The sequence below is a fragment of the Bacillus infantis genome (assembly GCF_020171945.1).
Classification (GTDB): domain Bacteria; phylum Bacillota; class Bacilli; order Bacillales; family Cytobacillaceae; genus Bacillus_AB; species Bacillus_AB infantis_A.
In genome coordinates, this window is the sequence record NZ_JAIVAP010000028.1 from 20,892 (window position 1) to 44,880 (window position 23,989).

Sequence of the window (23,989 nt, forward strand, 5' to 3'; positions counted from 1 at the left end):
TGCTGATTATTATAAAATTGGTTATGCATAAAAGTTTGTCAAAAGAGGAGACAAGCCCATGTTTTTCTTTCGACGGCTTTCCGCCTAATAACAAAAAAGCAAACAATATAATGGAATATAATCCCATAATACCGGTACCTGTTTTGAATATTCACACAAATAGGGTAGGAGAAAGCCTTTAAAGCGGGTATTCTCCTGCCAAAAAAAATTGGCGAACCGAAAAAAAGGAGAGACGACATTTTTCTTTTAAAATATTATTGACACCAGGGTCAATCCTTTGTATTATATTCCTTGTGCTTATATTATGGCGGTGTAGCTCAGCTGGCTAGAGCGTACGGTTCATACCCGTGAGGTCGGGGGTTCGATCCCCTCCGCCGCTATCCTTATCTTTAATACGGCCCCTTGGTCAAGCGGTTAAGACACCGCCCTTTCACGGCGGTAACACGGGTTCGAATCCCGTAGGGGTCATACATGAAATGCGGAGGGTGCTTGTTTAGCCCCGACAAGCTTAAGACGCCTCAGAAATGAAGGCGGCTTTTTGCCTTCAATTCTGAGGCGGCTTAAGACTCGAGGGGCTAGCACCCGCAGCTGGACAATCGAAATGCGGAGGGTGCTTGTTCAGCCCCTCATCTAAAAAAACACCTTCTCCTTTCCGGAGCAGGTGTTTTTGTATTTATGGATTCATTCAACCTATAAAAAAAGACAAGCCCCTCGGCCTGTCATGGTCATGCAATATATAGAAAAAATCAGCAGCAAGTTATCCTCGTTTAGCGCCTCTTCCTCCACGTTTGGATTCCGTATTGCGTTTTAGTGAGGCCAATCGATCTTCACTGTCTTTGAGGAACTTGGCCATTTTGGACTCAAAGTTCTCTCTTGGCGGACGGCTGTCATTGGATCTTCCATGGCGCGGACGCTGGGATCCGGAATATCCGCCTCGTGATTCGCGGCGTTCAGGCCTGTCAGTTCTTTCAGGTCTGGCCGGTCTCTCTGGCCTGTCTATTGCTTTCTTGATGGATAAGCCGATCTTTCCATCCTTCTCCACATTAATGACTTTAACCTCTACCTGGTCACCGACCTTCAGGTGATCATTAATATCCTTAACATAGTTATCTGCGACCTCACTAATGTGGACAAGACCGGTTGAACCTTCCGGCAGTTCTACGAACGCGCCGAAATTAGTAATGCCGGTTACCTTTCCTTGTAACTTGCTGCCTACTTCGATTGACATAAAAAGATTTTGCCTCCTTAAAGATTAAAAGAATTAAACTTACTTTATATTATACAGAATTTCAAAAAAGAGTGTCAATAAGACTGCTACTCGGATGTTTTTTCCTTTTCCTTCTTTCCGCCCTTGTCCTCAGGCAGATTAAAGATGATTTCGTCCTTTTCGGAAAGGAAATAGTTCTTCCTCGCTAGCTTGGCTATATATTCATCATCATTCAGTTTGACGATTTCTTCTTCCAGGAGTACCTCATTCTTTTTAAGGGAGGCGAGCTTCTTTTCAAATTTTTCTTTTTCGAGGGCCTTTTCTTCAAGAGCAGAGGATTGCGTGACGAGTGTAGAGATCATCAATACGGCGATGGCTGCAGCGCCAATGAAAAAGACAGTCAGCCTGCGGATAAGCAGGACTCTCTTCCTGGCTGTGCTGATCTCTGTATTCTCTTGCTGTTTGGCATAGTTTGTCTCGATTTTTGCTACTTTGCGTTTCCTGATGGCACTCACTCTCGCAGCCCCTCCTTGCCCATTTATTTATTTTTCCATCTGGTTAATAAGCTGTTTAAGTTATTCTTGAATGTGTGCAAATTTCCTGCCAATTTATTATATAACTTCTCGACGCTATTTTTAATCTTTTTCGGCAAAATAAACCAAAAAAGTGACCAAATCCATTTGACAGGGCTTAAAATCACTTTTAAAAGAGTCCAAATGATCCGAAGTGCCAGCTTCATAAGGGCCAGTATGCCTTTTCCGAGCAGCAAAATAAGGGAAATAATACCCATTATAATCGATTGGATCGGTTTATAAACCAAAAGATGCGCCATTCTGACAAAAAAGCGGAATATCGCTGCAATTGCCCCTATCAATGTTTCAAGCAGCCGGAGAAATCCCTGCTTCAGCAGGCTCTGGTATGCGGCAAACCCGCAGAACAGGGCAATAAAGATATAGAACCTCAGCTCGCCCTGGTTGATGATGAACAATACATAAAAGACAGCAAGTCCCTGCAGGCTCCAAAATAAAAAATCATTGATAAAGACGATCCAGCTTTTTCTTTTGGCGCGGCGCAGGAAGCGGTTATATGTATCGAGCGACGCGCCGAACGCGCTTCCCATGCCAATCATGGCAAGCATGGTAAGAAACTGCGCAGATAGGGTCATCGGAATATCTTGCTAAAGAACCCTTTAGCTTTTTCCCCTTGCTGTTCATCCATATATACGAGGTCAAAGACTTTCCCCTTAATGGATACGATCCCTTTTTCCACGTCCAGATTCTTCATTTGGAGATTCTGGCCGCGGATGGCCAGGAAGCCCATGACTGTCTCCAAAAGGAATTCTTCATTATCAAAGCTTTCGACCTGCTTGACGCCGGTAATATCCAGAAGCTTTCGTCCCCTCATGATGACATCATGATCAGGAGCATTGCTTTTGCCTGTGTTTGATTCATAGTATTGGCTCATCCTCATCCCCCACAATCGCATAGTACAACCTTTTGTACATGTGTATGAGGGAGGGGGGCCTTTTAGAACAATTCAGTCAGGCCTGGCCATTATACAATACCTGTTTCCCCGCCGTTGCTGTCTTAAACATTAATTTTCCTGCTGGCCGGTGCGTTCTTCCTTAAGGACAGTGTACATCTCGGCTGCTTCTTCCTTGCGGCTTGTTTCCTGGAGGCGCTCGATCTTCGCTGTTACAATCCGCTGCCCGAGCCTGACCGTCAGCTCATCACCGACCTTTACGGTTGAACTTGCCTTCCCCTGCTGTCCGTTGATGAGGATCCTCCCCTGGTCAGCTACTTCCTTTGCCAGTGTTCTTCTTTTAATCAGTCTTGATACCTTCAAAAATTTATCCAGTCTCATTCTTCTCTCCCCCTTTATAATCCTTGCTGTTTCGCTTCATCCCAAAAGCGGTCCAGCTCTTCCAGGCTGTATCCGCTGAAGTCCCGGCCGCTCTCCCTGACCCTATCTTCAATATACGTAAAACGCCTGATGAATTTCTGATTGGTCGTGAAGACCGCCTGCTCCGGATCGATCTTGCAGAATCTTGCAATATTCACAAGTGCAAACAGGATATCGCCGAACTCCTTCGCCGCTTCTTCTGACCGCGGATCCCGGTTCATTTCCTCTTCGAATTCAGACAGCTCTTCTTTAACCTTCTCCCATGCAGGCCCGATTTCCTGCCAGTCAAATCCTGCGCCGGCTGCTTTCTTTTGGATATCTGCTGCCTGGAGCAGCTGCGGCATCGATTTGACAATCCCGCTCAAGAGCGACTCAGGCGCAGCCCCTTTTTCTTCAGCCTTGATTTCCTGCCAATTCTTCAGCACCTGCTCTTCTGTTTCAGCTGAAGCCTCGCCAAAGACGTGGGGATGCCTGCGGATCATTTTTTCACTGATGCCCTGGATGACGTCATCCATGGAGAAATAGCCGTCATCTTCCCCGATCTGTGCGTGCAGCACCACCTGCAGGAGGACATCACCCAGCTCCTCGATCATATGGTCGATATCTTCATTATCAATTGCTTCAATAAGCTCATATGCTTCCTCGATCAAATACTTCCTGAGCGATTGGTGGGTCTGCTTGAGATCCCATGGACAGCCGTCCGGCCCCCTCAATGCGGCAATGATTTCCCGGAACTTGCTGAATTCCCTGTAGAGGAGGGTTTCATCCTTTACAGGCGGCACATAGACTGAAGTGAGATTATTGATCTCCGCTTCCCTGTCAAGCTCAAACAGAGGCACCTTCCTGATGCTTTCCCTGCTGCTTCCCGCTGCCGTGGCAATATAAATCTCATAATCATACGGAAGCATTTCCATCAGTGTCAGCTTCACATTGCTCGCCACGTAGGTATCATACACCTGACCGATGATCATATGATGCTTCAGCATTACTTCATCCTTTTTCAGGTCAGTGGCATCGAGCAGCTGGAAGCCTTCGATTGGATCTATTTTCAGAGCCTGGAACAGGGCGTCCAAAAAGCTCTGGCCTCCGCCGATCACGATATCAATTCCCAGCACAGGGCCTTTCTCAAGCAAAACCTGAACCGTTTTCTCCGCAACCAGCGGATGGCCCGGCACAGCATAGACTACATCCCCATCTGCTGCCTTTGCCAGGAGGATTTCGCAAATTTCATCGTATACGTCTTCAAAGCGGCTGTGCTTTTCATATACATGATCAAATGACTGAAAAGCCATCCCTTCATCCTGCAGCTCCCGGATCACCGGATGGTCCTCTGTCCTTAAATATACCTTCCCCTCAGCCTGAAGGGCTTTATAAACGCCAAAGGGCAGCTGTTCGAGATCCCCTGCCCCAAGGCCGTAAACCGTAATTTTATTCATATCAAATCATCTCCTGTTCCTGCCGTGCAGCAAATAGCCCAGTTTGCTTCCAAAAGGCAGCATGCTGATTTCTTCTTTTCTAAAAGTCTCTCCTTTTAAAGCTAAAAGCATGAATACAATTCCGCCTGTTGCAGCTGCGCTTAAGGCAATAAGGCCGGCCGCAAGGCGCCCTTCCCCGGCCAAAAATCCCGCAGCCAGCAGATAGCCCTTCAAATAAAGCAGCATGACTGCGGCAGCGGTTCCGAGCCCCAGGATGAAGCGGCCTGGCACTAAAGGCTGCCGCAATAGGAGGCGGAGCCTGGCGAGCAGGACAAGCAGAACGATAGCGAGCGCTGCACACGCAGCAATAGCCGCTCCCATCGTCCCTGCAGCTGGCACAAGCAGAATGTTAAGGATATATTTTATCCCGAAGCCTCCGATCATCACCGCAGCCGGGAAAAACGTGTGGCCCAGCCCCTGCAGGATGGCTGCCAGGGTCATGATAATCGAGGCAAAGAAAATGAACAGGCTCAGCACTGAGAGCACTTCTGATCCTTCCGCATTCTCGAACAGCATGATATTGACCGGCCTGATAATGGCCCATAATCCGAAGGCCGCACCTGTCCCGAAGAGCAGGCTGACGCGGAGGGCAAGACCTGCCTTTTCAGCAAGGAACTGCTGATTATTTTTCAGTTTTTCAGCAGTGATGAGCGGAACAAGCGAAAGTGACATTGATGTGGCGATAACAGTCCCAAGCTGTATGAGCGGCTGTCCCCTGTCATAAATCCCTTTCAGCTTTTTTGCCTCTTCAGCATCCAGCCCTCCCGATACAAGCAGGGAATACAGATTCAGCGAATCCGCCAGCTGAAGAAGGATGAGCAGCATGGATGCCGCACTGATGGCCGCACCCTGGAGAGCGATGGTTTTCATTGTCATCAGGACCGCTTTTCCACTCAGCCCAATATTCGCTGCACCAGCTGCTTCCTTACTTATCCCGCGCCAGAAAAAGGCGGACAGGATGGCTGCAGAAGCAATGCCCCCTGTCACTGAACCGAAAACAGCCCCGCTGCCGGCCGTATATAGTGATGCTCCTTCTTTCATGAGAATGGACGCAGCAGCCAATATGGTCGCCACACGGATGGCCTGCTCTCCCACCTGTGAAACAGCAGTCGGAAGCATGTCGCCCCGGCCCTGGAAATACCCCCTGAGGAGAGCTGTAGCCGGCAGTAGAAGGAAGACTGGGGAAAGTGTCCTTAAAAGGATACCCAGCCTTGGATCCCCCATTTGCGAAGCAATCCAATCCGCCCCGGCAAACATAATCAGGAAAGCAGCAAGGCCAATGGCCAGAAGGAAAAGGCCAGAGGCCGCCAGCAGCTGCAGAGCTTCTTTCCTGCTCTTTGCCTGCTCGGCATAAAGCTTTGAAATAACGACCGGAAAACCATATGTAGACAGCACGATGGCAATCCCATAAAAGGGATATACCTGCTGGTAAATATAAAAGCCGACATCCCCTACGATATTCTGGAAGGGGACTCTGTAAACTGCGCTCAATACCTTTGTGACCAAAGCGGCAGCTGTAAGGATCAGGGCTCCTTTGAACAGATCTCCTGATTGATTAGCGGGCTTCATTGCCCATCTCCTTCCAATAATGAATTCGAAAAGTATTATAGCATAACTATTGGCCGCAAGATGGGATGATAACGCATTAACCTTGTTTCGTTGTCTGTTTGTCATAAAACAAATAGCTTTGAAGCATTATTTTTCATTTTTCCCATAGAAAAAAGGCAGCCAGGCTGCCCCTTTCTATCATCTCTATAAGATTCAATATTGATATTAAGACTCCATCTGCCTTGCCAAGAATCCTGCTGCCGTTTCTACAGCCTTCTGCTCTACATCACCAAGTGAATCTTCCTTCGCATAAATGATGACCGCCCCTATTGGATCGCCATTGGCAATGATCGGGCCGATTGTATAAGCAGAAAGGCTTTCCTCGTTCCCATCTGCAAGGGCATACTCGCCTTGAGTGTTGACGAGGACAGACGTTCTGTCTTCCATTGTTTTTTCCAGCAGATCACTGATGTTTTTGTTCAGATAATCCTTCTTTGATCCGCCTGCTGTTGCGATGAATGTATCCCTGTCACAAATAAGGACCGGGTTTCCAAGGCTGTCATACAAGGCTTCTGCATATTCTTTTGCAAAATCGCTCAATTCGCTGATTGGCGAATACTTCTTTAAAATGACTTCACCATCGCGGTCTACGAATATTTCCAGCGGGTCACCTTCACGAATTCGCAGTGTCCTGCGGATTTCCTTCGGGATTACAACACGACCCAAATCATCGATACGACGAACTATACCAGTTGCTTTCATCCTGCGTTGCCTCACTTTCATCTGATGATTTTTAGCAGGAGAAGATTTCTGCTTCCTTTTGTTGAAAACTTCTCCATGTTTGAACTTAGTATCTTTCATATGGAAAGTTCTATACACTTGCAAATATCTTTTCTCTCGCGTGATAACATTTCCTCAATAGGATAAACATTCCAGTATAAAAATCCTTACCATTTGAAATACCCTTGTCTACTCTTATTAAACACTTTTCTCATTTCATTTAGGTGACAGGAACTTTTCCATTACTTTACGATATTGGATTTTGCTGCTTCTTTTTGGATTTATCTATTCCAAGGATCATATCATAGGCGGTATTAAGCCATTTGTCTGCACTGTATCCCTTTGTCTGGATGACCATCTTCAGCTTTTTTCCTTCCATGCCAAGTCCGACCATCCGTCCATGCCTGGTGCTTTCCTGGAAGATTCTCTGTCCGTCAATCAGAGAGCTTGCCTCCTCTGACAGGAGGATCAGCACTTCCGTCTTGGACTGTTTGATGAGCTCTACCCCGGCCTCCTGGGCATGGACCTTCATCTCGGCGACGCGGAACAAATAAGCGACCTCATCCGGATAGTCCCCGAATCTGTCTGTCATTTCTTCCTTCAGCCCTTCGATTTCATCCATCGAGTCGATGCCGCGGAACCTTTTATACATTTCAATCTTCTGATTCCCGTCTGCCAGGTATGCATCAGGAATGTAGGCATCGATTTCCAGATCGATTTCCACTGAAGGCTTTTTAAATGTTTCCGGATTTTCCTTCCGTTCTTCTATAGCCTCTTTAAGCATCTGGGAATACAGATCAAAGCCGACAGAATCGATGAATCCGTGCTGCTGTGAGCCGAGCAGATTGCCTGCACCCCTGATAGAAAGGTCGCGCATCGCAATCTTAAAGCCTGACCCCAGCTCTGTGAACTCCTTGATGGCCTGGAGGCGCTTTTCTGCCACTTCAGTCAGCACTTTATCCTTCCGGTAGGTGAAATAAGCATAGGCAACCCTGTTTGAGCGGCCAACCCGTCCCCTCAGCTGGTACAGCTGGGAGAGCCCCATCCTGTCTGCATCAAAAACGATCAAGGTGTTCACATTCGGGATATCGACTCCCGTTTCAATAATGGTTGTGCTGACAAGGACGTCCGCTTCGCCTTCAAGGAAGCTCAGCATAACTGATTCGAGCTCATTTTCCGTCATTTGGCCATGGGCTGCGACCACCTTGGCATCCGGGACCAGCATGGAGATTTCCTCTGCCTTCCGTTCGATATCCTCAACCCGGTTATACAGGAAATATACCTGGCCGCCCCGCGCCATCTCCCGTTCGATGGCTTCCCGGACAAGTCCGCCATTGTATTCCATTACATAGGTCTGGACCGGGAACCTGTTCTCCGGCGGCGTCTCGATGACAGACAAGTCCCTCACGCCGAGCATCGACATATGCAGGGTCCGCGGAATCGGTGTTGCAGTCAATGTCAGGACATCGACATTTGTTTTGAGCTGTTTGATCTTTTCTTTATGGGTGACGCCGAACCGCTGCTCTTCGTCAATGATGAGCAGCCCCAGGTCTTTATAGATGATTTCCTTAGAGAGCAGGCGATGGGTGCCGACAACAATATCAACGGTCCCGTTTTTGAGACCCTTGACTGTCTCGGTCTGCTGCTTCTTTGTCCTGAAGCGGCTTAAGAGGCCGATCTCAACAGGGTATTCCTGGAACCTTTCTCTCATTGTCTGGTAGTGCTGCTGGGCGAGGATTGTCGTCGGCACGAGTATTGCCACTTGCTTGCCGTCCGCAATCGCCTTAAAGGCAGCCCTGATCGCCACCTCAGTCTTTCCGTACCCCACATCGCCGCACAGCAGGCGGTCCATCGGCCGCTCTTTTTCCATATCCAGCTTGATTTCATGGATGGACCTCAGCTGATCCTCTGTTTCCTGATAAGGGAAGGACAACTCGAATTCGCGCTGCATGTCCCCGTCAGGAGAGAAGGCATAGCCCTTCGACGCTTCCCTTTCGGCATACAGCTTGATCAGATCATCCGCTATATCCTGGACAGAGCTTTCAACCTTCTTCTTGACACGCTTCCAGTCATTGCCGCCAAGCTTATAGATCTTCGGCTCTTTGCCTTCTGAACCGACATACTTCTGGACCAGGTCAATCTGGTCGACCGGCACATACAGCTGGTCGCTGCCTGAATAGCGGATATTCAGATAGTCCTTATGAAGGCCATTGATTTCAAGTGTTTCAATGCCCAGGTATTTGCCGATCCCGTGATTCACATGGACAACATAATCGCCGATTTTAAGCTCTGAATAGCTTTTAATCCTTTCAGCATTCGAAAGCTTCTGCCTGCGCGGCGACCGCTTCGCTGTTTTCTTGTTGAAAAGCTCTTCTTCAGTGATGACGGCAATTTTCTGGATCGGCAGCTCAAAGCCTGTCTGCAGGCTTCCTTCAGTGATCTGGAACTTGCCTTTCAGCACCTCTTTATCCGGCTTGATGACAGCAGCCTCAATTTCATAGTCGGCCAAAACGCTTTGTAGCTTCTTGACCCGGTCCATGTCAGGGCCGAGGAACAAAACAGAGAACCCGCTCTTCTTCCAGCGCTCCAGCTCGCTTTTCAGCACATTCAGCTGGCCGTGGAAGTTCTGCATCTGCCTGCAGGAGACATTGATGATATTCTGCGGATTCGTATTCGGGACATGCCTCAAGAACAGGGACATATAGACAATCGGCTGATAGGACCTGCCGATGAATTCCTTCAGGCTGTGGGAAGTTTTGACGTCATGGACGATTTTCCCTTCGCCAAGCAGGCTTGTATACCATTCCGCCTCCTCTTTCTCAAGGGACTCATTCATCTCCTGAACCCTGCTGATTTCATCAATAAAAATGAGCCCATCCTGCGGAAGGTAATCTAGCAAACTATTATTGGATTCATAAGCATAGGAGAGGTATTTGAACATCTGCTCAGGCCTTTGCCTGTTCCGGAGCTGCTCCAGTTCATACCCGATATTCTGGGCCAGCAGCTCTTTTGCCTTTTCATCCTTCAGCTTCTTCAGGCTGGCTGAGAGCCCTTTTTCCAGCTTCTGATATACCCTGTCATAATGCTCATCCTCAAAAGGATTCTCGGTCGCAGGGCCAATATGTACCTGCTTCAGCTTTTCTTTCGAGCGCTGGTCTTCAAGGGAAAAAGAACGGATGCTGTCAATTTCAGTGTCAAACAGCTCAATCCTGATCGGATCCGCTTCGGTCAGCGGATAGATATCCAGGATGCCGCCCCTGACGCTGAATTCCCCCGGGGAAGACACCATATCGGTGCGGCTGTAGCCCATTTTGACAAACTCAAGAAGCTGTTCCTCTATTTCTATATCATCGCCAAGCTTTAATATCAGCTGGCGCTTCTTCCAAAGGGAAGGAGGCGGAAGCACCTTCCTCATCCCGGCCATAGGGATAATGACAATTCCGGTAGCCTTCCCGCTCCAATGGTTGAGCGCGTCAATTCTCTGCGCCCTCAGCTCAGGGCTTGCAATGCTCAGCTCCGCTGCGATCAATTCATTGGCAGGATAAAGAAACACATCATCCTCGCCTATAAGATTGACAATATCATCATATAATTTCTGTGCTTGTAAAAGATTGTGAGTTACAACCAGCATAGGTTTCTTTGTCTGCTCATATATAGAGGCAAGGAAAAGCGTCCGTGCCGAGCCGGTCAACCCGGCCACCAGCTGCTCTTTCAGTCCCCCGTTCACTCCGGTGATGACAGTCTTGATATCATCCTGCCGGGTGAAAAGCTGTTTTAATCCTAGCATGGCAACCCCTCCTCTCGTCCTAAGTCGTTATGTGTGCATATGGAAACAGAAAAACGCTTTGGAGTGTTCGTCCAAAGCTTTTTAATGAATAAGGTAATCGTTCTGATGGTAGTCAGGATTTCTTTCCAGTGATTCCTGGCAATCCTCGCAGATCGATTTTATGTGTATATCCCCGGATAATCCATAGAGAATCATATCCTGGCGTTCTTCTTCATTCAATTTATGGAACCCGAGGCTTTCTGCATGCATTGACAAGTTATCCAGCGTTCCCATCTTCATGCCGCAATGGCGGCAATGATAATGAAGTGCCATGCCTGTCCCTCCCTGTCTAACAATTGTTATTGCTAGTATTGCCCCGGGAGGAAATCTTATTCATTTACAGCCTGCCGCAGAAAACGCTAACTTAACTTTATCATATGTAAGGCCAAATGAAATAATGAAAAGCTAAGATTGGTTATATTGATTCATGACCTCAAGGAAAGGCTTCCTGATCCAGTCTATGCAGGCATCGGCCGAGCGGTCTGCTGCCTCATCCATGACCTTCTGCTCTTCCGCTGTAAAACGGCCGAGCACATAATCAGTCACCTTCATCCCGCCTTCAGGGCGTCCGATCCCGACGCGGATGCGGCTGAATTCCTGTGTGCCGGTGTGCGCGATGGTTGATTTGATGCCATTGTGGCCGCCTGCGCTGCCCTTCTGCCTGAGGCGGATTTTCCCCGGCGGCAAATCAAGGTCATCATAAATGACTGCCAGATCTTCTGTATCGATATCATAATAGTCCATAAGCGGCCTGATCGATTCTCCTGACAGATTCATATATGTAAGCGGCTTCAGAAGGAATACCTTCTCTCCATCAACGCGTCCCATGCCAAACACACCCTTGAACTTTGCCTGGTCCATAGGGATATTCAGCTTCTCCGACAGCCTGTCAATAACATCAAAGCCGATGTTATGCCTTGTTTTCTCATATTCTTTCCCGGGGTTCCCCAGCCCTACAAACAATTTCATGTCCTATTACCTCCGCCTATCAACGTAAGAAAAGGTCTGACCAGAGCGGGCCAGACCCTTGATTGTTTACTCTTCGTTTGCTTGGGTTTCCCGGCCTTCCTGATTCTCAGGGATGCCAGGCTCCTGCTCTTCGCCTGTGCTAATTTCCTCTTCCTGCCTTGGCGCAAGGATGGAAGCAATGACTGTTTCGTCATCCGTGTTGATCGTGAAGCCGCGGCCCGCTTTAATATCGGCGGCCGTAATGCTTTCTCCGACCTGGAGATCTGCTATGTTTACCTCTACGCTCTGCGGAATGTCATTCGGCTTGGCCGATACAGATAACTCATGGACAGGCTGCTGAAGGACTCCGCCGTCTTTGACGCCTGCAGCATCGCCGACCAGCTCGATCCTCACTTCTGCCGTGATTTCCTGCGACATATCAACCGCCCTGAAGTCCAGGTGGGTGATTTCATTTTTCAAAGGGTCCGCCTGATAGTCGCTCAGCACCACATCGTGCCTGGTGCCTTCTACATCAAGAGAAAAAACAGCATTCCTGCCTGTTTCCCGGATTGTTTTGATAAAATCAGGGCCATTCAGGTAAATTGCCTTGCTTTCGATTTTATTCCCATAAACAACACCAGGAATATTCCCCTCATTGCGCAGCTGCGTCAGATTGGAATTGCGGAATTCTTTTCGTTCTTTGGCTTGAAGTACAGTGCTCATAAAAAAACGTCCCCTTCCTCAATTTAAGGTGTAATCAAAATGAACCATGCAAATGGACTGCATACTTATCTTTTTAAAAATGCCCTAAATGGAGATGTTTTAAACACAATTGCCTGCAAGCTGTTTTTATAAATTGAGTATAGCATAAAAGGCTTGCCCTGGGGCAAGCCTCTTGTACTGCTGGATTAATCGAACAGAGTGCTGACAGATTGCTCCTCGTGGACGCGGATGATCGCTTCCCCGATAAGAGGGGCTACAGACAGCTCCCTGACTTTTGCGATTTTCTTTTCTTCTGGCAAAGCAATGGAGTTTGTGACAGCCAGTTCTTTAATATTTGAGTTCTGAATCCGCTCGATCGCCGGCCCTGACAATACAGGATGCGTGCAGCAAGCATAGACTTCCTTCGCGCCATTTTCAATCAGGGCATTCGCAGCAAGGGTGATCGTTCCGGCCGTGTCGATGATGTCATCGATAAGAATGGCGATCTTGCCGTCGATATTTCCGACGATATTCATGACTTCCGCCACATTCGGCTTAGGACGGCGTTTGTCGATGATGGCGATCGGAGCCTTCAGGCGCTCAGCAAGCTTGCGGGCGCGGGTTACACCGCCATGGTCCGGAGATACGATGACGATGTCGCCATCCAGGTCCTTGTTCCCGAAATAATCGGCCAGAATCGGCACACCCATCAAATGGTCGATCGGGATATCGAAGAAGCCCTGGATTTGCGGCGCATGAAGATCCAGCGTGATCACACGCGTTGCCCCTGCTGTTTCAAGCAGGTTAGCTGCAAGCTTGGCAGTGATCGGTTCACGGGCTCTCGCCTTGCGGTCCTGGCGGGCATAGCCGTAGTAAGGCATAACAATGTTGATTGTCTTGGCAGAAGCCCTCTTCAGTGCATCAATCATGATCAGAAGCTCCATCAAGTGCTCGTTTACAGGAGAGCTTGTGGACTGGATCACGAATACATCACAGCCCCTGATGCTTTCCTCGATGTTAATCTGGATCTCTCCATCACTAAAACGTGTAACAGAGCACTTTCCAAGCTCCACTCCGATAACCTTTGCAATTTCCGATGCCAGATCACGATTTGAATTCAGGGAAAACACCTTCAAGTTTGGATCTAAATACTGGTTCGACATGTTAACCTCCATTAGCTTTTTATCACTTTTATTTCTTGTTATTAAGCTTGCTCACATAATCTTCTTTATTCGTCTGCCTTGCACGGGCCACTGCCAGCGCTTCGCCAGGCACATCTTCCGTGATGGTAGAGCCGGCCGCTACATAAGCGCCTTTTCCGACCGTCACCGGCGCAACCAGATTGGAGTTGCAGCCAATGAATGCACCGTCTTCGATTTTTGTCAGGAATTTATTTTTCCCGTCATAATTGACTGTGATTGAGCCGCAGCCGAGGTTCACATCGCTTCCGACTTCCGCATCCCCAATATAGCTGAGGTGGGATGCCTTGCTTCCTTTGCCGAAAACAGACTTCTTGATTTCAACGAAATTGCCGACCTTCACTTCATCATGGATATCTGACTGAGGACGGATATGGGCAAACGGCCCGATCGCTACACCACTGCCGATGCTGCTGTCATGGGCGACAGAATGCCTGATAACAGTGTTGTCCCCAATTTTACAATTCTTGATTTCCGAGTTGGGGCCGATCACGCATTCAGAGCCGATCACCGCAGCCCCCTGGATGACTGTTCCTGGATAGATGACGGTATCCTGGCCGATCACAGCTTCAGGACTGATATACGTCTGTTCAGGATCGATCAGCGTCACACCGTTTCTCATATGCTTCTCATTAATGCGCTTTTTCATGATGCGTTCTGCCTGAGAAAGGGCAACACGGTCATTGACGCCAAGAGACTCATCGAAATCGCCTGTTGCGAAGGCCGATACCGTCTCACCTTCATTTTTCAGGATTTCAATGACGTCAGGCAGGTAATACTCTCCTTGTACATTGTCATTGCTGACATTGTTCAGGGCGCGGAAAAGCGACGCGTTATCAAAGCAGTATGTACCTGTGTTGATTTCCTTGATATTTCTCTCCTGCTCTGTCGCATCCTTATGCTCGACGATTTTCTCGACATGCCCTTCTTCATTCCGTACAATTCTTCCATATCCTGCAGGATCAGGAGCAATGGCAGTGAGGATTGTTGCTTTAGCACCAGTTTCCTCATGATGGCGGAAGAGCGCCTCCATTGTTTCTGCCTTGATGAGGGGAGTATCCCCGCATACAACGATGGTCACGCCCTCTTTTCCTTCAAGGGCATCCTTAGCCTGCATGACAGCATGGGCTGTGCCGAGCTGTTCCTCCTGAAGCGCATAGCTGCTTGCATCTCCCAGCTGGGATTTAACAAGCTCGGCGCCATGTCCGATGATGGTGACGATTTTTTCTATATGAAGATTCGATACTTGATCCACAACATGCTGAACCATTGGTTTGCCGCAAACGGGATGAAGCACTTTATAAAGCTTTGACTTCATGCGTGTCCCTTGGCCTGCGGCTAAAATTACCGCGAAACGTGTAGACATTTACAGGCCTCCAATTTACCTTTTTATCCATTAAGAATATATCTCAAAAATCCTTTCATTTCAAGGAATGTTGCCAAAGTACATATTTTTGTCATAAGGAAGATTTACTGGGAAGGAAATTATTTGGGCAGGATGGTTTACACTTGGGACTTACCGGGGAAAGGCAATAATAAGGACAGGCGGTAAAAATGGCCGTAAAAAAGAGCCTGACTAATGAAGTAGGCCCTCGTTGCAATTATACTTAAGAAGCTCCGGCTTCTTCAAATTCAACTTCTAATTCGCCTAAGCGGTGATATTCTGCCAAAACAGCTTCTTGGATCTTGCCGCGTGTTCCGGAATTGATCGGGTGAGCGATATCACGGAACTCTCCATCAGGTGTACGTTTGCTTGGCATTGCCACAAATAGGCCATTATTGCCGTCGATGACGCGGATATCATGAACAACAAACTCATGGTCTAAAGTAATTGAAGCAATTGCTCTCATCCGTCCATCTGTATTTACACGGCGCAATCTTACGTCAGTTACCTCCATTTGGTTCACCACCTTTACTAGTAAATAAATTCTAATTTTATTAATTCAACAAATTTTCCAATTCTCCTTCTTAAATGGGAATTTTTTTTTGGGAATTTTCCCATCGTCTGGGGAAAAGGAAGGAAAAGGAGGCGCTTACAGCAAACACAGGCCCTCTCCCGGCAGTACAAACCGCCCAAATTAACAGGTAATTCAGAAAATATTTTTGGATAAAAAAAAGCCCCCGTTTATTTAACGAGCGCTATTACTTCGATTTCGACCAGTGCATCCTTTGGCAGTCTTGCCACTTCCACACAGGAACGGGCCGGCTTGTGCTCTCCAAAATACTCTCCATACACTTCGTTGATCTCCGCAAAGTCATTCATATCTTTAATAAAAACCGTCGCCTTTACGACCGTTTCCAGCGAAGCACCCGCTTCCTTCAGTACAGCCTGGAGGTTCTTGAACACCTGGTGCGTCTGCTCCTTGACATTTCCATCCACCATGATGCCCCCGGCGGTCAATGGAATCTGGCCGGAGCTGTAAAACATATTATTTACGACAATTCCCTGTGAGTATGGTCCGATTGCAGCCGGAGCCAGCTCTGTCTGAACTTTTTTCATGGCTTTTCCCACCTTTATCCGTTCTTATGCCTGAAATAGTTTCCCTCTGTCACATTGATCTTCTTTTCTTTAACATCCACATCTGCAAGCTGGACAAGAGACAAGTATTCATCAACAAGGCGTTCTTCAGCCTTTTCTGCTTCCACCAGGACCGCAATCCCGGCAACATGTGCCTTGAATTCCTCCAGCATGCTGATCATGCCGTTGACCGTACCGCCTGCTTTCATGAAATCATCGACAATCAGCACCTTTGATCCTTCTTCCAGGCTCCTTTTCGAAAGCACCATCGTCTGGATGCGCTTGGCTGACCCTGAGACATAGTTAATGCTCACAGTCGATCCTTCTGTCACCCTGCTGTCTCTCCTGACGATCACGACCGGCACATTCAAATATGCCCCGACAGCGTAGGCAAGCGGTATCCCTTTTGTAGCCACAGTCATGACTACATCGATGTCAGCATCGGCAAAAGCGGAGGCAAAGACTCTCCCTGCCTTCTGGACAATCGCCGGATCGCCGAGGATGTCTGTCATATACAGATAGCCCCCCGGCAGGAGCCTTTCCGGGCTGGCAATGACCTCACAAAGCCCGCTTATAAAAGGGCGTGCCTCATCGTCGCTTACCTTTACAGAGTATTTCACTCCCCCTGCTGCACCCGGCACCGTTTGAAGGGTGCCGATACCCCGCTGCTCGAATGTCTCTTTTATAATGGCCAGGTCTTCGCTGATCGAGGATTTGGCAGAGCCGTAACGATCGGCAAAGAAAGTGAGGGACACCAGCTGCCGGGGATGCTCCAGCAGATAATTCGTCATGTCTATTAAGCGCTCGCTGCGACGAAACTTCATAATTACGAAACCTCCGGAATCCGAATAATTAACGATAATATACCACTAATATACGGATTTAATCAAGCTTATGCTGATCCCCCAGCATTCGTACGGCGAAAACCTGATCACAGAATCCTTTCAGGCCGTTATAAATCCGGTGCATTCTTGAATCATGGTGAACAAGGCCGAACACGGTTGGCCCGGACCCGCTCATCAGCACCGCGTCCGCTCCGAATCTTTTCATCTGATCCTTGATCTGTGCGACCTCAGGATAAAGATTGAGCGTCACATCTTCCAGTACATTCCCGACATTCCCGCATACACCGCTGTAATTGCCTTCCTTGATCGCCCCTACCATGCCCGCGGTATTTGGATGGCTGATCCCTTTCAGATCGAGGCGCCTGTATACATCAGCAGTCGATACCCCGATGAACGGCTTCGCCAGGATCACCCAGCATGTCGGCGGTGCCGGCAGATGCTTGATCATTTCTCCCCGCCCCGTCGCCAGCGCAGTACCGCCATAGACACAGAAAGATACATCTGAGCCTATTTCCGCTCCGATCTCTGCAAGCTCATCCAGTGAAAGGCCAAGCCCCCACAGCTTATTCAGGCCTCTCAGGGCCGCAGCTGCGTCGCTGCTGCCGCCGGCAAGACCTGCCGCGACCGGAATGGTCTTTTCTATCGTGATGGCCACACCCTGTTTTACCTTGAAGCGCTCCTTCAGCAGGGATGCCGCCTGGTACGCGAGATTCCGCTGGTCATCAGGCACAAACCGGTTATGGGAAATGATCCTGATTTCGTCTTTTTTCAATTCAGTCAATTCAAGGCGGTCGGCAAGATCGATCGTCGTCATGATCATCTCCACCTCATGGTAGCCATCCGGCCGTTTATACAATACATCCAGCGATAAATTGATCTTAGCCGGCGCCTTTACTAAAAGCTTCAAAATACCCACCTACTTCTGCTCATTTCAACGTCTCAGTTTTTGTCCTATTTTACCACAAAACAGGGCTTGTAAGACGTTCGAATCAGACATTCTTCAACAAATAAGTTATTTTACCATGCGACCGGGAAAGAGAAAAGGCAAAATGAGCTGTCCGGAAGGGCCTCAGGAGCCCATCGACGCAAAAAACCCGGGGTTTCCCCCCGGGCCCGCAAATGCAGCTGTTTGGTTTCAAGCTTGAAGCAGTGAACATCATTTTTTACTGAAGGAGGCTCTGCTGTGCTTTTTCTATCGCCAGCTTGACCATATTGCCGGCATCCTTCGCGCGGATGCCTCCCCAGCCTTCCTTCTGGACAACATCATAGAAGCCGAGCTCTTTCGCCAGTTCTTCCTTGAAGCCCTCTGACATGACGCCATTTCTCCTGCTCAATGCAACATCCCCTTTTTAAGCATTGCGGTATTGTTATTGTAGGCGGCTTCAGGCCCGCCCATGCAACCCTATATTTGACTGTTTCTGCTGGAGCCGGACGCTGATCAAGAAATGATAAAAATACACAAGGCTTACGATTTATAATTTCCTGAACAATTAAAAAGCAGGGGCGGCAAAAATCGTTTTGCCGCCCCTGCTTTTTAGAAAAGGATATATATCAGCTTAAAGCCATATGTCCTGATGCGTCTTCGTAGAAGGTAATTTGAACCGTTTCTGTTAAAACATCTGCATAACTGTAAGATACGCGTTCGAATGCATTTTCATCCTGATCAAGTTCAATCACAAATACAGAGGGATATGTTTCTGCCAGTACGCCTGAACGTTCAATCGTTTTCCTGCGCCCGCCATTGGCTTTAAGCAAAAGCCTTTTCCCCAAATTTGAATCAAGAGCCTTTTTTATGTCCGTTAATGTTTTTGCCATTCGGTCCACCTCACTATGTAAAGTATATCACACTGACACAGTAGAGTCAAATAAAAACATAAATTATAACAGTCTTTAAAAAAGATTGTCAATATATTTTCGTCTACTTTTTATCCTATTTTTCAACATTTTTATCATTCCCTAAAATAAGCGAATTATGTGCAAAATATGAATAAGACAGGAAAACCTTGCCCCATATAGTCTTGCAAGCATAAAATCAAGGCCTGTCCTGCCTGCTTCAAGAAAAAATAAGCCCGCTCTTATGCCGGCTTATTTCCCTTATTCTGCTCCTTTATTAAACGGCATGCCCGTCCGGAGCACACCCTTCGTTTCTATCCCTCCAAGCCCCTTTTCGCCTGTCAGTGTGTTTCGGAGAACATCCCATACATTGATCCTTTCCATAAAAGGCGTAAAACTGATCTTGGCCACAATATAGACAGGATCGAGGGCATGGATATTCACACGGGAGGGAGAGCTTGCAAAATTGGCCCCTGCGTGGATCAGGGATTCAAAATGCGACTGGCAGGCGCCGGCAAATATGACCAGCTGATCCAGGTGGGGAATCTTCCTCCGCGCCTCCCTGACCGTCTGGACAAAATGCTTGGAATGGCGGTAAGCATTTATATCGGTTACCTTGCCTTTGGCCTTTGAATAGGCATCATGCCCTGTGATGACCAGGATATCCGGCCTGTAATAGTCGATGAGCTGCCCGATTTTGCCCGGCATCTCCTTTTCATTGCAATGGATCCCGGTTACCGGGACACCGATCTTCTCATATAGGGAAAGGCATTTCTTTAAATAGGACGGATCACCGTCCAGATGAAGCACCCTGCCCGGGATCTGAAAATAATTGAACGGCTTGCTGTATGCGCCGGTTGCTTCGTATTCCTGCTTCTGCTTCAGGAGGCTCACATCCTGCCTGAACAGATTATAAGACTGTTCCTCAAGGGACTGATACTGCCTCGACATCTTCATCCGCTCTGACTGGTTGATGACAATCAGATCTTCATAAGGCGCATCCGCTATCAGCCTGATGTCCTCTCCATACAGAACCGCAAGCTTCCGGCCTTCTTCTTCACGTATATCGATCACCCGAAACATGATGTCACAGTTATAAGAAACCCTTCCTACAACATCCATAAGGTTAATGCTCACTGGCGTCACTCCATTAAGCTCCTGTGCCGAGCTGGTCTAATCGCTTCTGGTTCTTTCATAAACTATGCAAATGCCCCTGCACATGTGCCTTCCCGGTTGTATGGCCGGCAGTAAGCCAATAAAAAGAAGCCCGGAGATCTCCGGGCTTCCTGCTCATTAATTTTTAAAATAGGGATAAAGTTCATCGCTCAGGCGGCCAAACTCCTCAATTGAAAGGGTTTCTCCGCGCCTGGATGGCTCGATGCCTGCTGCCTCCAATGCAGCAAGGACCGCCTCCTTCTTCTGCTTTCCTTCATGCAGCTGGCTTGTCAGGTTGTTGAGGATGGTCTTCCTTCTCTGGGCAAAGCTTGCCTTTGTCACCTGGAAAAAGAATGCCTCGTCCTTCACCAGAACTGGAGGCTGCTCCCTCCTCGTCAGCCTGATCACGGCCGAGTCGACATTCGGCTGCGGCACAAATACCGTCTTCGGAACGATCATGACCGTTTCCGCTTCTGTATAGTACTGGACGGCAATCGAGAGCGAGCCGTAGTCCTTTGAGCCCGGCTTGGCCGAAATGCGGTCAGCCACTTCCTTCTGAAGCATGCAGACAATCCCGCGGATCGGCAGCTTTTCCTCCAGAAGCTTCATGATGATCGGCGTCGTCACATAATATGGGAGATTGGCGACCACCATCACATCCTGGCCCGGTGCAAACCTTTCCTCGATTGTGGTTTTAACATCAGCCTTCAGGACATCCTGATGGATTACTTCTGCATTCGGATAAGGTGCGAGCGTTTCCTTCAGAATCGGAAGGAGCCTCTGGTCGATTTCAAAGGCGACCACTTTTTCGCTCCGCTTGGCCAGCTGCTCTGTGAGCGCTCCGATCCCCGGGCCGATTTCAATCGTACCTGAGCCTTCCCTCAGCTCGGCATGGTCGACGATCCGATTCAGTATATTGGTGTCTATCAGGAAATTCTGCCCCAGGCTCTTTTTAAAGCTGAAACCGTATTTTTCAAGTATGGCACGTGTCCTAATTGGTGTTGCGATATCTTTATGCATGGCGCTCCTCCTGGTCGATCGCTTCAATGGCAGATGCAAAGTCTTCTTTCGGGACCTGGAACATCATCAGTCTCTTATGAAGCTGTTTTCCGTTAGTATACCCGATCTTAAGAAGCCTTCCCAGCTTCTCCCTGCGCTCCCTCGCGCTGCTTCCGCCGATGAGGCCGGCCAGGATCAAATCCTCCTGGGTAATTTCCTCCCGGGCTGTTTCCTGCATGGTCTGGGCATCCTGGAGGGCTTTCCTGATTGTCTCAGGGGAAGCATGCTCGACCCCTAAGCCCCTTCCCGACTTCGGCAGGGCATCTGTTTTATCTATGAAAGCATGCTTGCAGCCAGGCACATGGCGGGTGATGCTATCACGGATCTTCTGGCCCGGAAAATCCGGGTCCGTCAGAACGATGACACCCCTTTTGCTTTGGGCATGCTTGATTTTTTCCAATGTCGCCGCATTGATGGCTGAACCGTTCGTTTCAATCGTGTCAGCATTGACCGCCCTCTTTATGGCTGTCGTATCATCCTTGCCTTCCACTACAATGATTTCTTTAATCTTCATTGGTCCTCCAAAATTAAAATGAAAAATTTGATAAAAACTTGAAACATTTTTGTAATCTGAATCGTCTAATAGTATGAACAGCAATAAAGACAATCCATCTGTGTTTTATTATATATTACCGAATCGCCGGGAAAAAATCATTCGGCATTAGCATACTCCGCTAAACCAACAAAAAAACAGGAGAATTCCTTCCCCTGCATAAATCGTTTAGTCTAATATTTTGATTTTAACCGTCTTTCTTCCCCAACGGTATGCATCCGACTTGGAAGCAAAGAATACATCGATTTTATTTCCCTTAATGGCAGAGCCGGTATCGGCTGCCACTGCATAGCCATATCCTTCGACATAGACTTTCGTGCCAAGCGGGATCACGCGCGGATCCACGGCAATGACTTTTATGCCGGGGTTGGACTTAAGGTTGATTCCTGTAGCGGTTATGCCCGAGCATCCGCTGCAGCTTGGAGTATATGCAGTAGAGGATACATACATTTCCCTGCCGGACTCGCTTGAGCCCGCTCCGCGGGAAACAGCAACCGTCTGCGCCATGACCTTTGTGCCGACAGCAACTATCTTATCCTTTTTCTCTTTTACTTTCTTTTCACTTAGCAATTTTCTGGATGTTTCTTTCCCGTTTTCCAAAACAACTTCATACTGCCTTGATAAAAGGCCTTCCTGCCCGTGGGAGACAACCTTTTCCTTCCCCTTGGCAAGGCTGGCGTCCTTCTTTGTAACCACGGCATAACTGATTGGTTCTTCCACTACATCGGTGACTTTTTCAACTCGAATGACATTGACAATGGCATTTTCCTTGACTGTCTCTTCTAGCTTTGGTTCAACACGGTCCATATTGTTTAGTGTAATTCCCTGCTGCGATAAAAAGTCAGCGACCGTAGTCGAAGTTGACCACATTTGTTGTTTCTTGCCGCCCTCAATGAGCGTTAACGCAAAAGCTTTTTCCACTTCTATCTTTAAATCGTCCTTAATTTCCTCTTCCGGCTTCGGATTGACTTTGTCATGCTCTGAAAGTGCGATATTCTGCTCCTTTAAAAGCCCGCCCACCGTATCTGCCGTTGTCCAAATCGTTTTCTTCCCGCTGCTGTCTGTCAGTTGAACCTGTTTTGCCGGCTCCCATACTACCTCTAAGCCGTCCTTTACCTTTGTGCTTCCCGAGGGAAACAAATAGTCTTCTGAGCGAAGGGATATTTCCAGATCATCGAATATATCTTGAACTGTATCTGCATGTGTTTTGATGACTTTGTCCTGGCCATTCATGGAAACTGCTACTGTTTTTTTCGAGGTCTCATAAATCATGAACCCGGCAGCTGCCGAAAAAACTATTAAACTAGCAACCATGACGGTCAATTTTTTCTTACTCAAAGACTTGGAAAACAGGTTTTTCATGGTCTCAATCGCGATGAAAAACGCCTCCTTTTCTCTTCGGAGTGATTATATAGAGTATCTTGCCGGCTGTCAACTCAAACACTTTTCTCTCATTTTGCTTCGTTTCCTGGGCGGGAGGGGGAAAACGTATTTCCTATTATGCAAAAAAATCAAGAGAAAGGAAAGAGAGACTTATCGACACGGTTATCCTATGATGAAAAGGAGGCGTGTAGAACTTTTAAGAATTGGACTTAATAGGGACAAGCTCCCCCATGAATCGACAAAATCACTTAGCGGCTGATGCCGAATAATCTTTTTGCATTTTCTGTTGTAGCTTCTGCCACTTCTTCATACGCCAGCCCTTTCAGTTCCGCAATTTGCTCAGCCACCAGCTTAACGTAGGCAGGTTCATTCCTTTTGCCGCGGTAAGGATGCGGGGCGAGATAAGGGCAGTCAGTTTCTATCAATAGCTTTTCAAGCGGGACCGCCTCTGCGACTTCCTTCGGTTTTTTCGCATTTTTAAAGGTTACTGGCCCTCCAAGAGAAATATAGAAATTCATATCCAGGCATTCCTTTGCCACCTCGACACTGCCGCTGTAGCAATGCATGATGCCGCCGATCTCGCCCGCTCCCTCTTCTCTCAGGATTTCCACAACATCAGCCGTTGCGTCACGATTATGGATGACGATCGGCAGCTTAACTTTCTTCGCCAGTCTGATCTGCCTTCTGAATACATCTTTTTGGACATCCTTCGGCGATTTGTCCCAATGATAGTCAAGCCCCATCTCCCCGATTGCCACTACTTTCGGATGGGCAGCCAGCTCTTCGATCCAGGCCAGATCCTCATCAGTCATATCAATAGCATCAACAGGATGCCAGCCGACACATGCAAAAATAAAATCATAGGCCTCTGCCAGCTCCATTGCCCTTGTGATTGTTGGGCGGTCAAAGCCGACAACCACCATATGGGAGACACCTTCCGCCTGTGCCCTCCCGATCACTTCTTCCAAATCTTCTTCAAACTGCTCAGCATTCAAATGGACATGTGTGTCGAATAACATAGAAAAACTCCTTACTGAAGAAAATATTATATTTACA

At 48.0% G+C, this 23,989-nt stretch carries 25 protein-coding genes and 2 tRNA genes; 2 read left to right on the plus strand and 25 right to left on the minus strand.

Features of this window, described 5'->3' with window-relative positions; translation table 11 throughout:
* Nucleotides 1-306 precede the first annotated feature (306 nt).
* Nucleotides 307-380, plus strand: a tRNA-Met gene (locus LCM00_RS23055).
* 16 nt (nucleotides 381-396) lie between these two features.
* A tRNA-Glu gene (locus LCM00_RS23060) sits at nucleotides 397-468 on the plus strand.
* 289 nt (nucleotides 469-757) lie between these two features.
* On the opposite strand, the gene LCM00_RS23065 is transcribed toward LCM00_RS23060, so the two are convergent.
* From LCM00_RS23065 to LCM00_RS23185, 25 genes are all read right to left on the minus strand, one after another.
* Nucleotides 758-1,228, minus strand: a complete 471-nt coding sequence (locus LCM00_RS23065; RefSeq protein WP_224906423.1) for a S1 domain-containing RNA-binding protein — start codon at nucleotides 1,226-1,228, stop codon at nucleotides 758-760.
* Between the two features lie 86 nt (nucleotides 1,229-1,314).
* Nucleotides 1,315-1,722 (minus strand): FtsB family cell division protein, encoded by a 408-nt coding sequence (locus LCM00_RS23070; RefSeq protein WP_224906425.1) that lies wholly within the window; start codon nucleotides 1,720-1,722, stop codon nucleotides 1,315-1,317.
* Nucleotides 1,723-1,745: 23 nt separating this feature from the next.
* Nucleotides 1,746-2,372, minus strand: coding sequence for a spore cortex biosynthesis protein YabQ (yabQ, locus tag LCM00_RS23075; protein ID WP_224906427.1), 627 nt, complete (start codon nucleotides 2,370-2,372; stop codon nucleotides 1,746-1,748).
* Nucleotides 2,369-2,671, minus strand: a complete 303-nt coding sequence (gene yabP / locus LCM00_RS23080) for a sporulation protein YabP (RefSeq protein ID WP_022543208.1) — start codon at nucleotides 2,669-2,671, stop codon at nucleotides 2,369-2,371. Before yabP ends, yabQ begins: the two co-directional genes overlap by 4 nt.
* Nucleotides 2,672-2,800: 129 nt before the next feature.
* Nucleotides 2,801-3,070: an RNA-binding S4 domain-containing protein gene (locus LCM00_RS23085; RefSeq protein WP_224906429.1), complete on the minus strand. Its 270-nt coding sequence runs from the start codon at nucleotides 3,068-3,070 to the stop codon at nucleotides 2,801-2,803.
* A 14-nt stretch (nucleotides 3,071-3,084) separates the two neighbouring features.
* Nucleotides 3,085-4,545, minus strand: a complete 1,461-nt coding sequence (gene yabN, locus LCM00_RS23090; protein ID WP_224906431.1) for a bifunctional methyltransferase/pyrophosphohydrolase YabN — start codon at nucleotides 4,543-4,545, stop codon at nucleotides 3,085-3,087.
* A 6-nt stretch (nucleotides 4,546-4,551) separates the two neighbouring features.
* Nucleotides 4,552-6,153 (minus strand): putative polysaccharide biosynthesis protein, encoded by a 1,602-nt coding sequence (locus LCM00_RS23095; protein WP_224906433.1) that lies wholly within the window; start codon nucleotides 6,151-6,153, stop codon nucleotides 4,552-4,554.
* 204 nt (nucleotides 6,154-6,357) lie between these two features.
* Nucleotides 6,358-6,894 carry a stage V sporulation protein T gene (gene spoVT / locus LCM00_RS23100; protein ID WP_009796163.1) on the minus strand — a complete coding sequence of 179 codons (537 nt, stop codon included), beginning with the start codon at nucleotides 6,892-6,894 and terminating at the stop codon, nucleotides 6,358-6,360.
* A gap of 265 nt (nucleotides 6,895-7,159) precedes the next feature.
* Nucleotides 7,160-10,699, minus strand: a complete 3,540-nt coding sequence (mfd, locus tag LCM00_RS23105) for a transcription-repair coupling factor (protein ID WP_224906435.1) — start codon at nucleotides 10,697-10,699, stop codon at nucleotides 7,160-7,162.
* An 81-nt stretch (nucleotides 10,700-10,780) separates the two neighbouring features.
* Nucleotides 10,781-11,011 (minus strand): anti-sigma-F factor Fin family protein, encoded by a 231-nt coding sequence (locus LCM00_RS23110; protein WP_224906437.1) that lies wholly within the window; start codon nucleotides 11,009-11,011, stop codon nucleotides 10,781-10,783.
* Between the two features lie 132 nt (nucleotides 11,012-11,143).
* Nucleotides 11,144-11,707: an aminoacyl-tRNA hydrolase gene (pth, locus tag LCM00_RS23115; protein WP_224906439.1), complete on the minus strand. Its 564-nt coding sequence runs from the start codon at nucleotides 11,705-11,707 to the stop codon at nucleotides 11,144-11,146.
* 66 nt (nucleotides 11,708-11,773) lie between these two features.
* Nucleotides 11,774-12,409 carry a 50S ribosomal protein L25/general stress protein Ctc gene (locus LCM00_RS23120; RefSeq protein ID WP_224906441.1) on the minus strand — a complete coding sequence of 212 codons (636 nt, stop codon included), beginning with the start codon at nucleotides 12,407-12,409 and terminating at the stop codon, nucleotides 11,774-11,776.
* Nucleotides 12,410-12,594: 185 nt separating this feature from the next.
* Nucleotides 12,595-13,551: a ribose-phosphate diphosphokinase gene (locus tag LCM00_RS23125; RefSeq protein ID WP_009796168.1), complete on the minus strand. Its 957-nt coding sequence runs from the start codon at nucleotides 13,549-13,551 to the stop codon at nucleotides 12,595-12,597.
* 28 nt (nucleotides 13,552-13,579) lie between these two features.
* Nucleotides 13,580-14,953: a bifunctional UDP-N-acetylglucosamine diphosphorylase/glucosamine-1-phosphate N-acetyltransferase GlmU gene (gene glmU, locus LCM00_RS23130; protein WP_224906443.1), complete on the minus strand. Its 1,374-nt coding sequence runs from the start codon at nucleotides 14,951-14,953 to the stop codon at nucleotides 13,580-13,582.
* 241 nt (nucleotides 14,954-15,194) lie between these two features.
* Nucleotides 15,195-15,485, minus strand: a complete 291-nt coding sequence (spoVG, locus tag LCM00_RS23135) for a septation regulator SpoVG (RefSeq protein ID WP_009336662.1) — start codon at nucleotides 15,483-15,485, stop codon at nucleotides 15,195-15,197.
* A 227-nt stretch (nucleotides 15,486-15,712) separates the two neighbouring features.
* Nucleotides 15,713-16,087 (minus strand): 2-iminobutanoate/2-iminopropanoate deaminase, encoded by a 375-nt coding sequence (ridA, locus tag LCM00_RS23140; protein ID WP_224906445.1) that lies wholly within the window; start codon nucleotides 16,085-16,087, stop codon nucleotides 15,713-15,715.
* A 14-nt stretch (nucleotides 16,088-16,101) separates the two neighbouring features.
* Nucleotides 16,102-16,929, minus strand: coding sequence for a pur operon repressor (purR, locus tag LCM00_RS23145; protein WP_035403610.1), 828 nt, complete (start codon nucleotides 16,927-16,929; stop codon nucleotides 16,102-16,104).
* Between the two features lie 58 nt (nucleotides 16,930-16,987).
* On the minus strand, nucleotides 16,988-17,857 hold the full coding sequence (gene ispE / locus LCM00_RS23150; RefSeq protein ID WP_224906447.1) for a 4-(cytidine 5'-diphospho)-2-C-methyl-D-erythritol kinase: 870 nt from the start codon (nucleotides 17,855-17,857) through the stop codon (nucleotides 16,988-16,990).
* A gap of 256 nt (nucleotides 17,858-18,113) precedes the next feature.
* The gene (locus tag LCM00_RS23155) at nucleotides 18,114-18,284 is read right to left on the minus strand and encodes a small, acid-soluble spore protein, alpha/beta type (RefSeq protein WP_224906449.1); all 171 of its coding nucleotides are present in this window, start codon (nucleotides 18,282-18,284) and stop codon (nucleotides 18,114-18,116) included.
* Nucleotides 18,285-18,501: 217 nt separating this feature from the next.
* A complete protein-coding gene (gene veg / locus LCM00_RS23160) occupies nucleotides 18,502-18,765 on the minus strand; it encodes a biofilm formation stimulator Veg (RefSeq protein WP_009796178.1) in 264 nt (87 codons plus the stop codon).
* 279 nt (nucleotides 18,766-19,044) lie between these two features.
* Nucleotides 19,045-19,920, minus strand: a complete 876-nt coding sequence (gene yabG, locus LCM00_RS23165; RefSeq protein ID WP_224906451.1) for a sporulation peptidase YabG — start codon at nucleotides 19,918-19,920, stop codon at nucleotides 19,045-19,047.
* A gap of 156 nt (nucleotides 19,921-20,076) precedes the next feature.
* Nucleotides 20,077-20,958: a 16S rRNA (adenine(1518)-N(6)/adenine(1519)-N(6))-dimethyltransferase RsmA gene (gene rsmA, locus LCM00_RS23170; RefSeq protein ID WP_224906453.1), complete on the minus strand. Its 882-nt coding sequence runs from the start codon at nucleotides 20,956-20,958 to the stop codon at nucleotides 20,077-20,079.
* Nucleotides 20,951-21,511, minus strand: coding sequence for a ribonuclease M5 (gene rnmV, locus LCM00_RS23175; RefSeq protein WP_224906455.1), 561 nt, complete (start codon nucleotides 21,509-21,511; stop codon nucleotides 20,951-20,953). The genes rsmA and rnmV overlap by 8 nt, the downstream gene beginning before the upstream one ends.
* Before the next feature lie 207 nt (nucleotides 21,512-21,718).
* Nucleotides 21,719-22,912 (minus strand): G5 and 3D domain-containing protein, encoded by a 1,194-nt coding sequence (locus LCM00_RS23180; protein WP_224906457.1) that lies wholly within the window; start codon nucleotides 22,910-22,912, stop codon nucleotides 21,719-21,721.
* A 269-nt stretch (nucleotides 22,913-23,181) separates the two neighbouring features.
* Entirely contained in the window at nucleotides 23,182-23,952 is a 771-nt protein-coding gene (locus tag LCM00_RS23185; protein WP_224906459.1) for a TatD family hydrolase, read from the minus strand.
* Nucleotides 23,953-23,989: the final 37 nt, after the last annotated feature.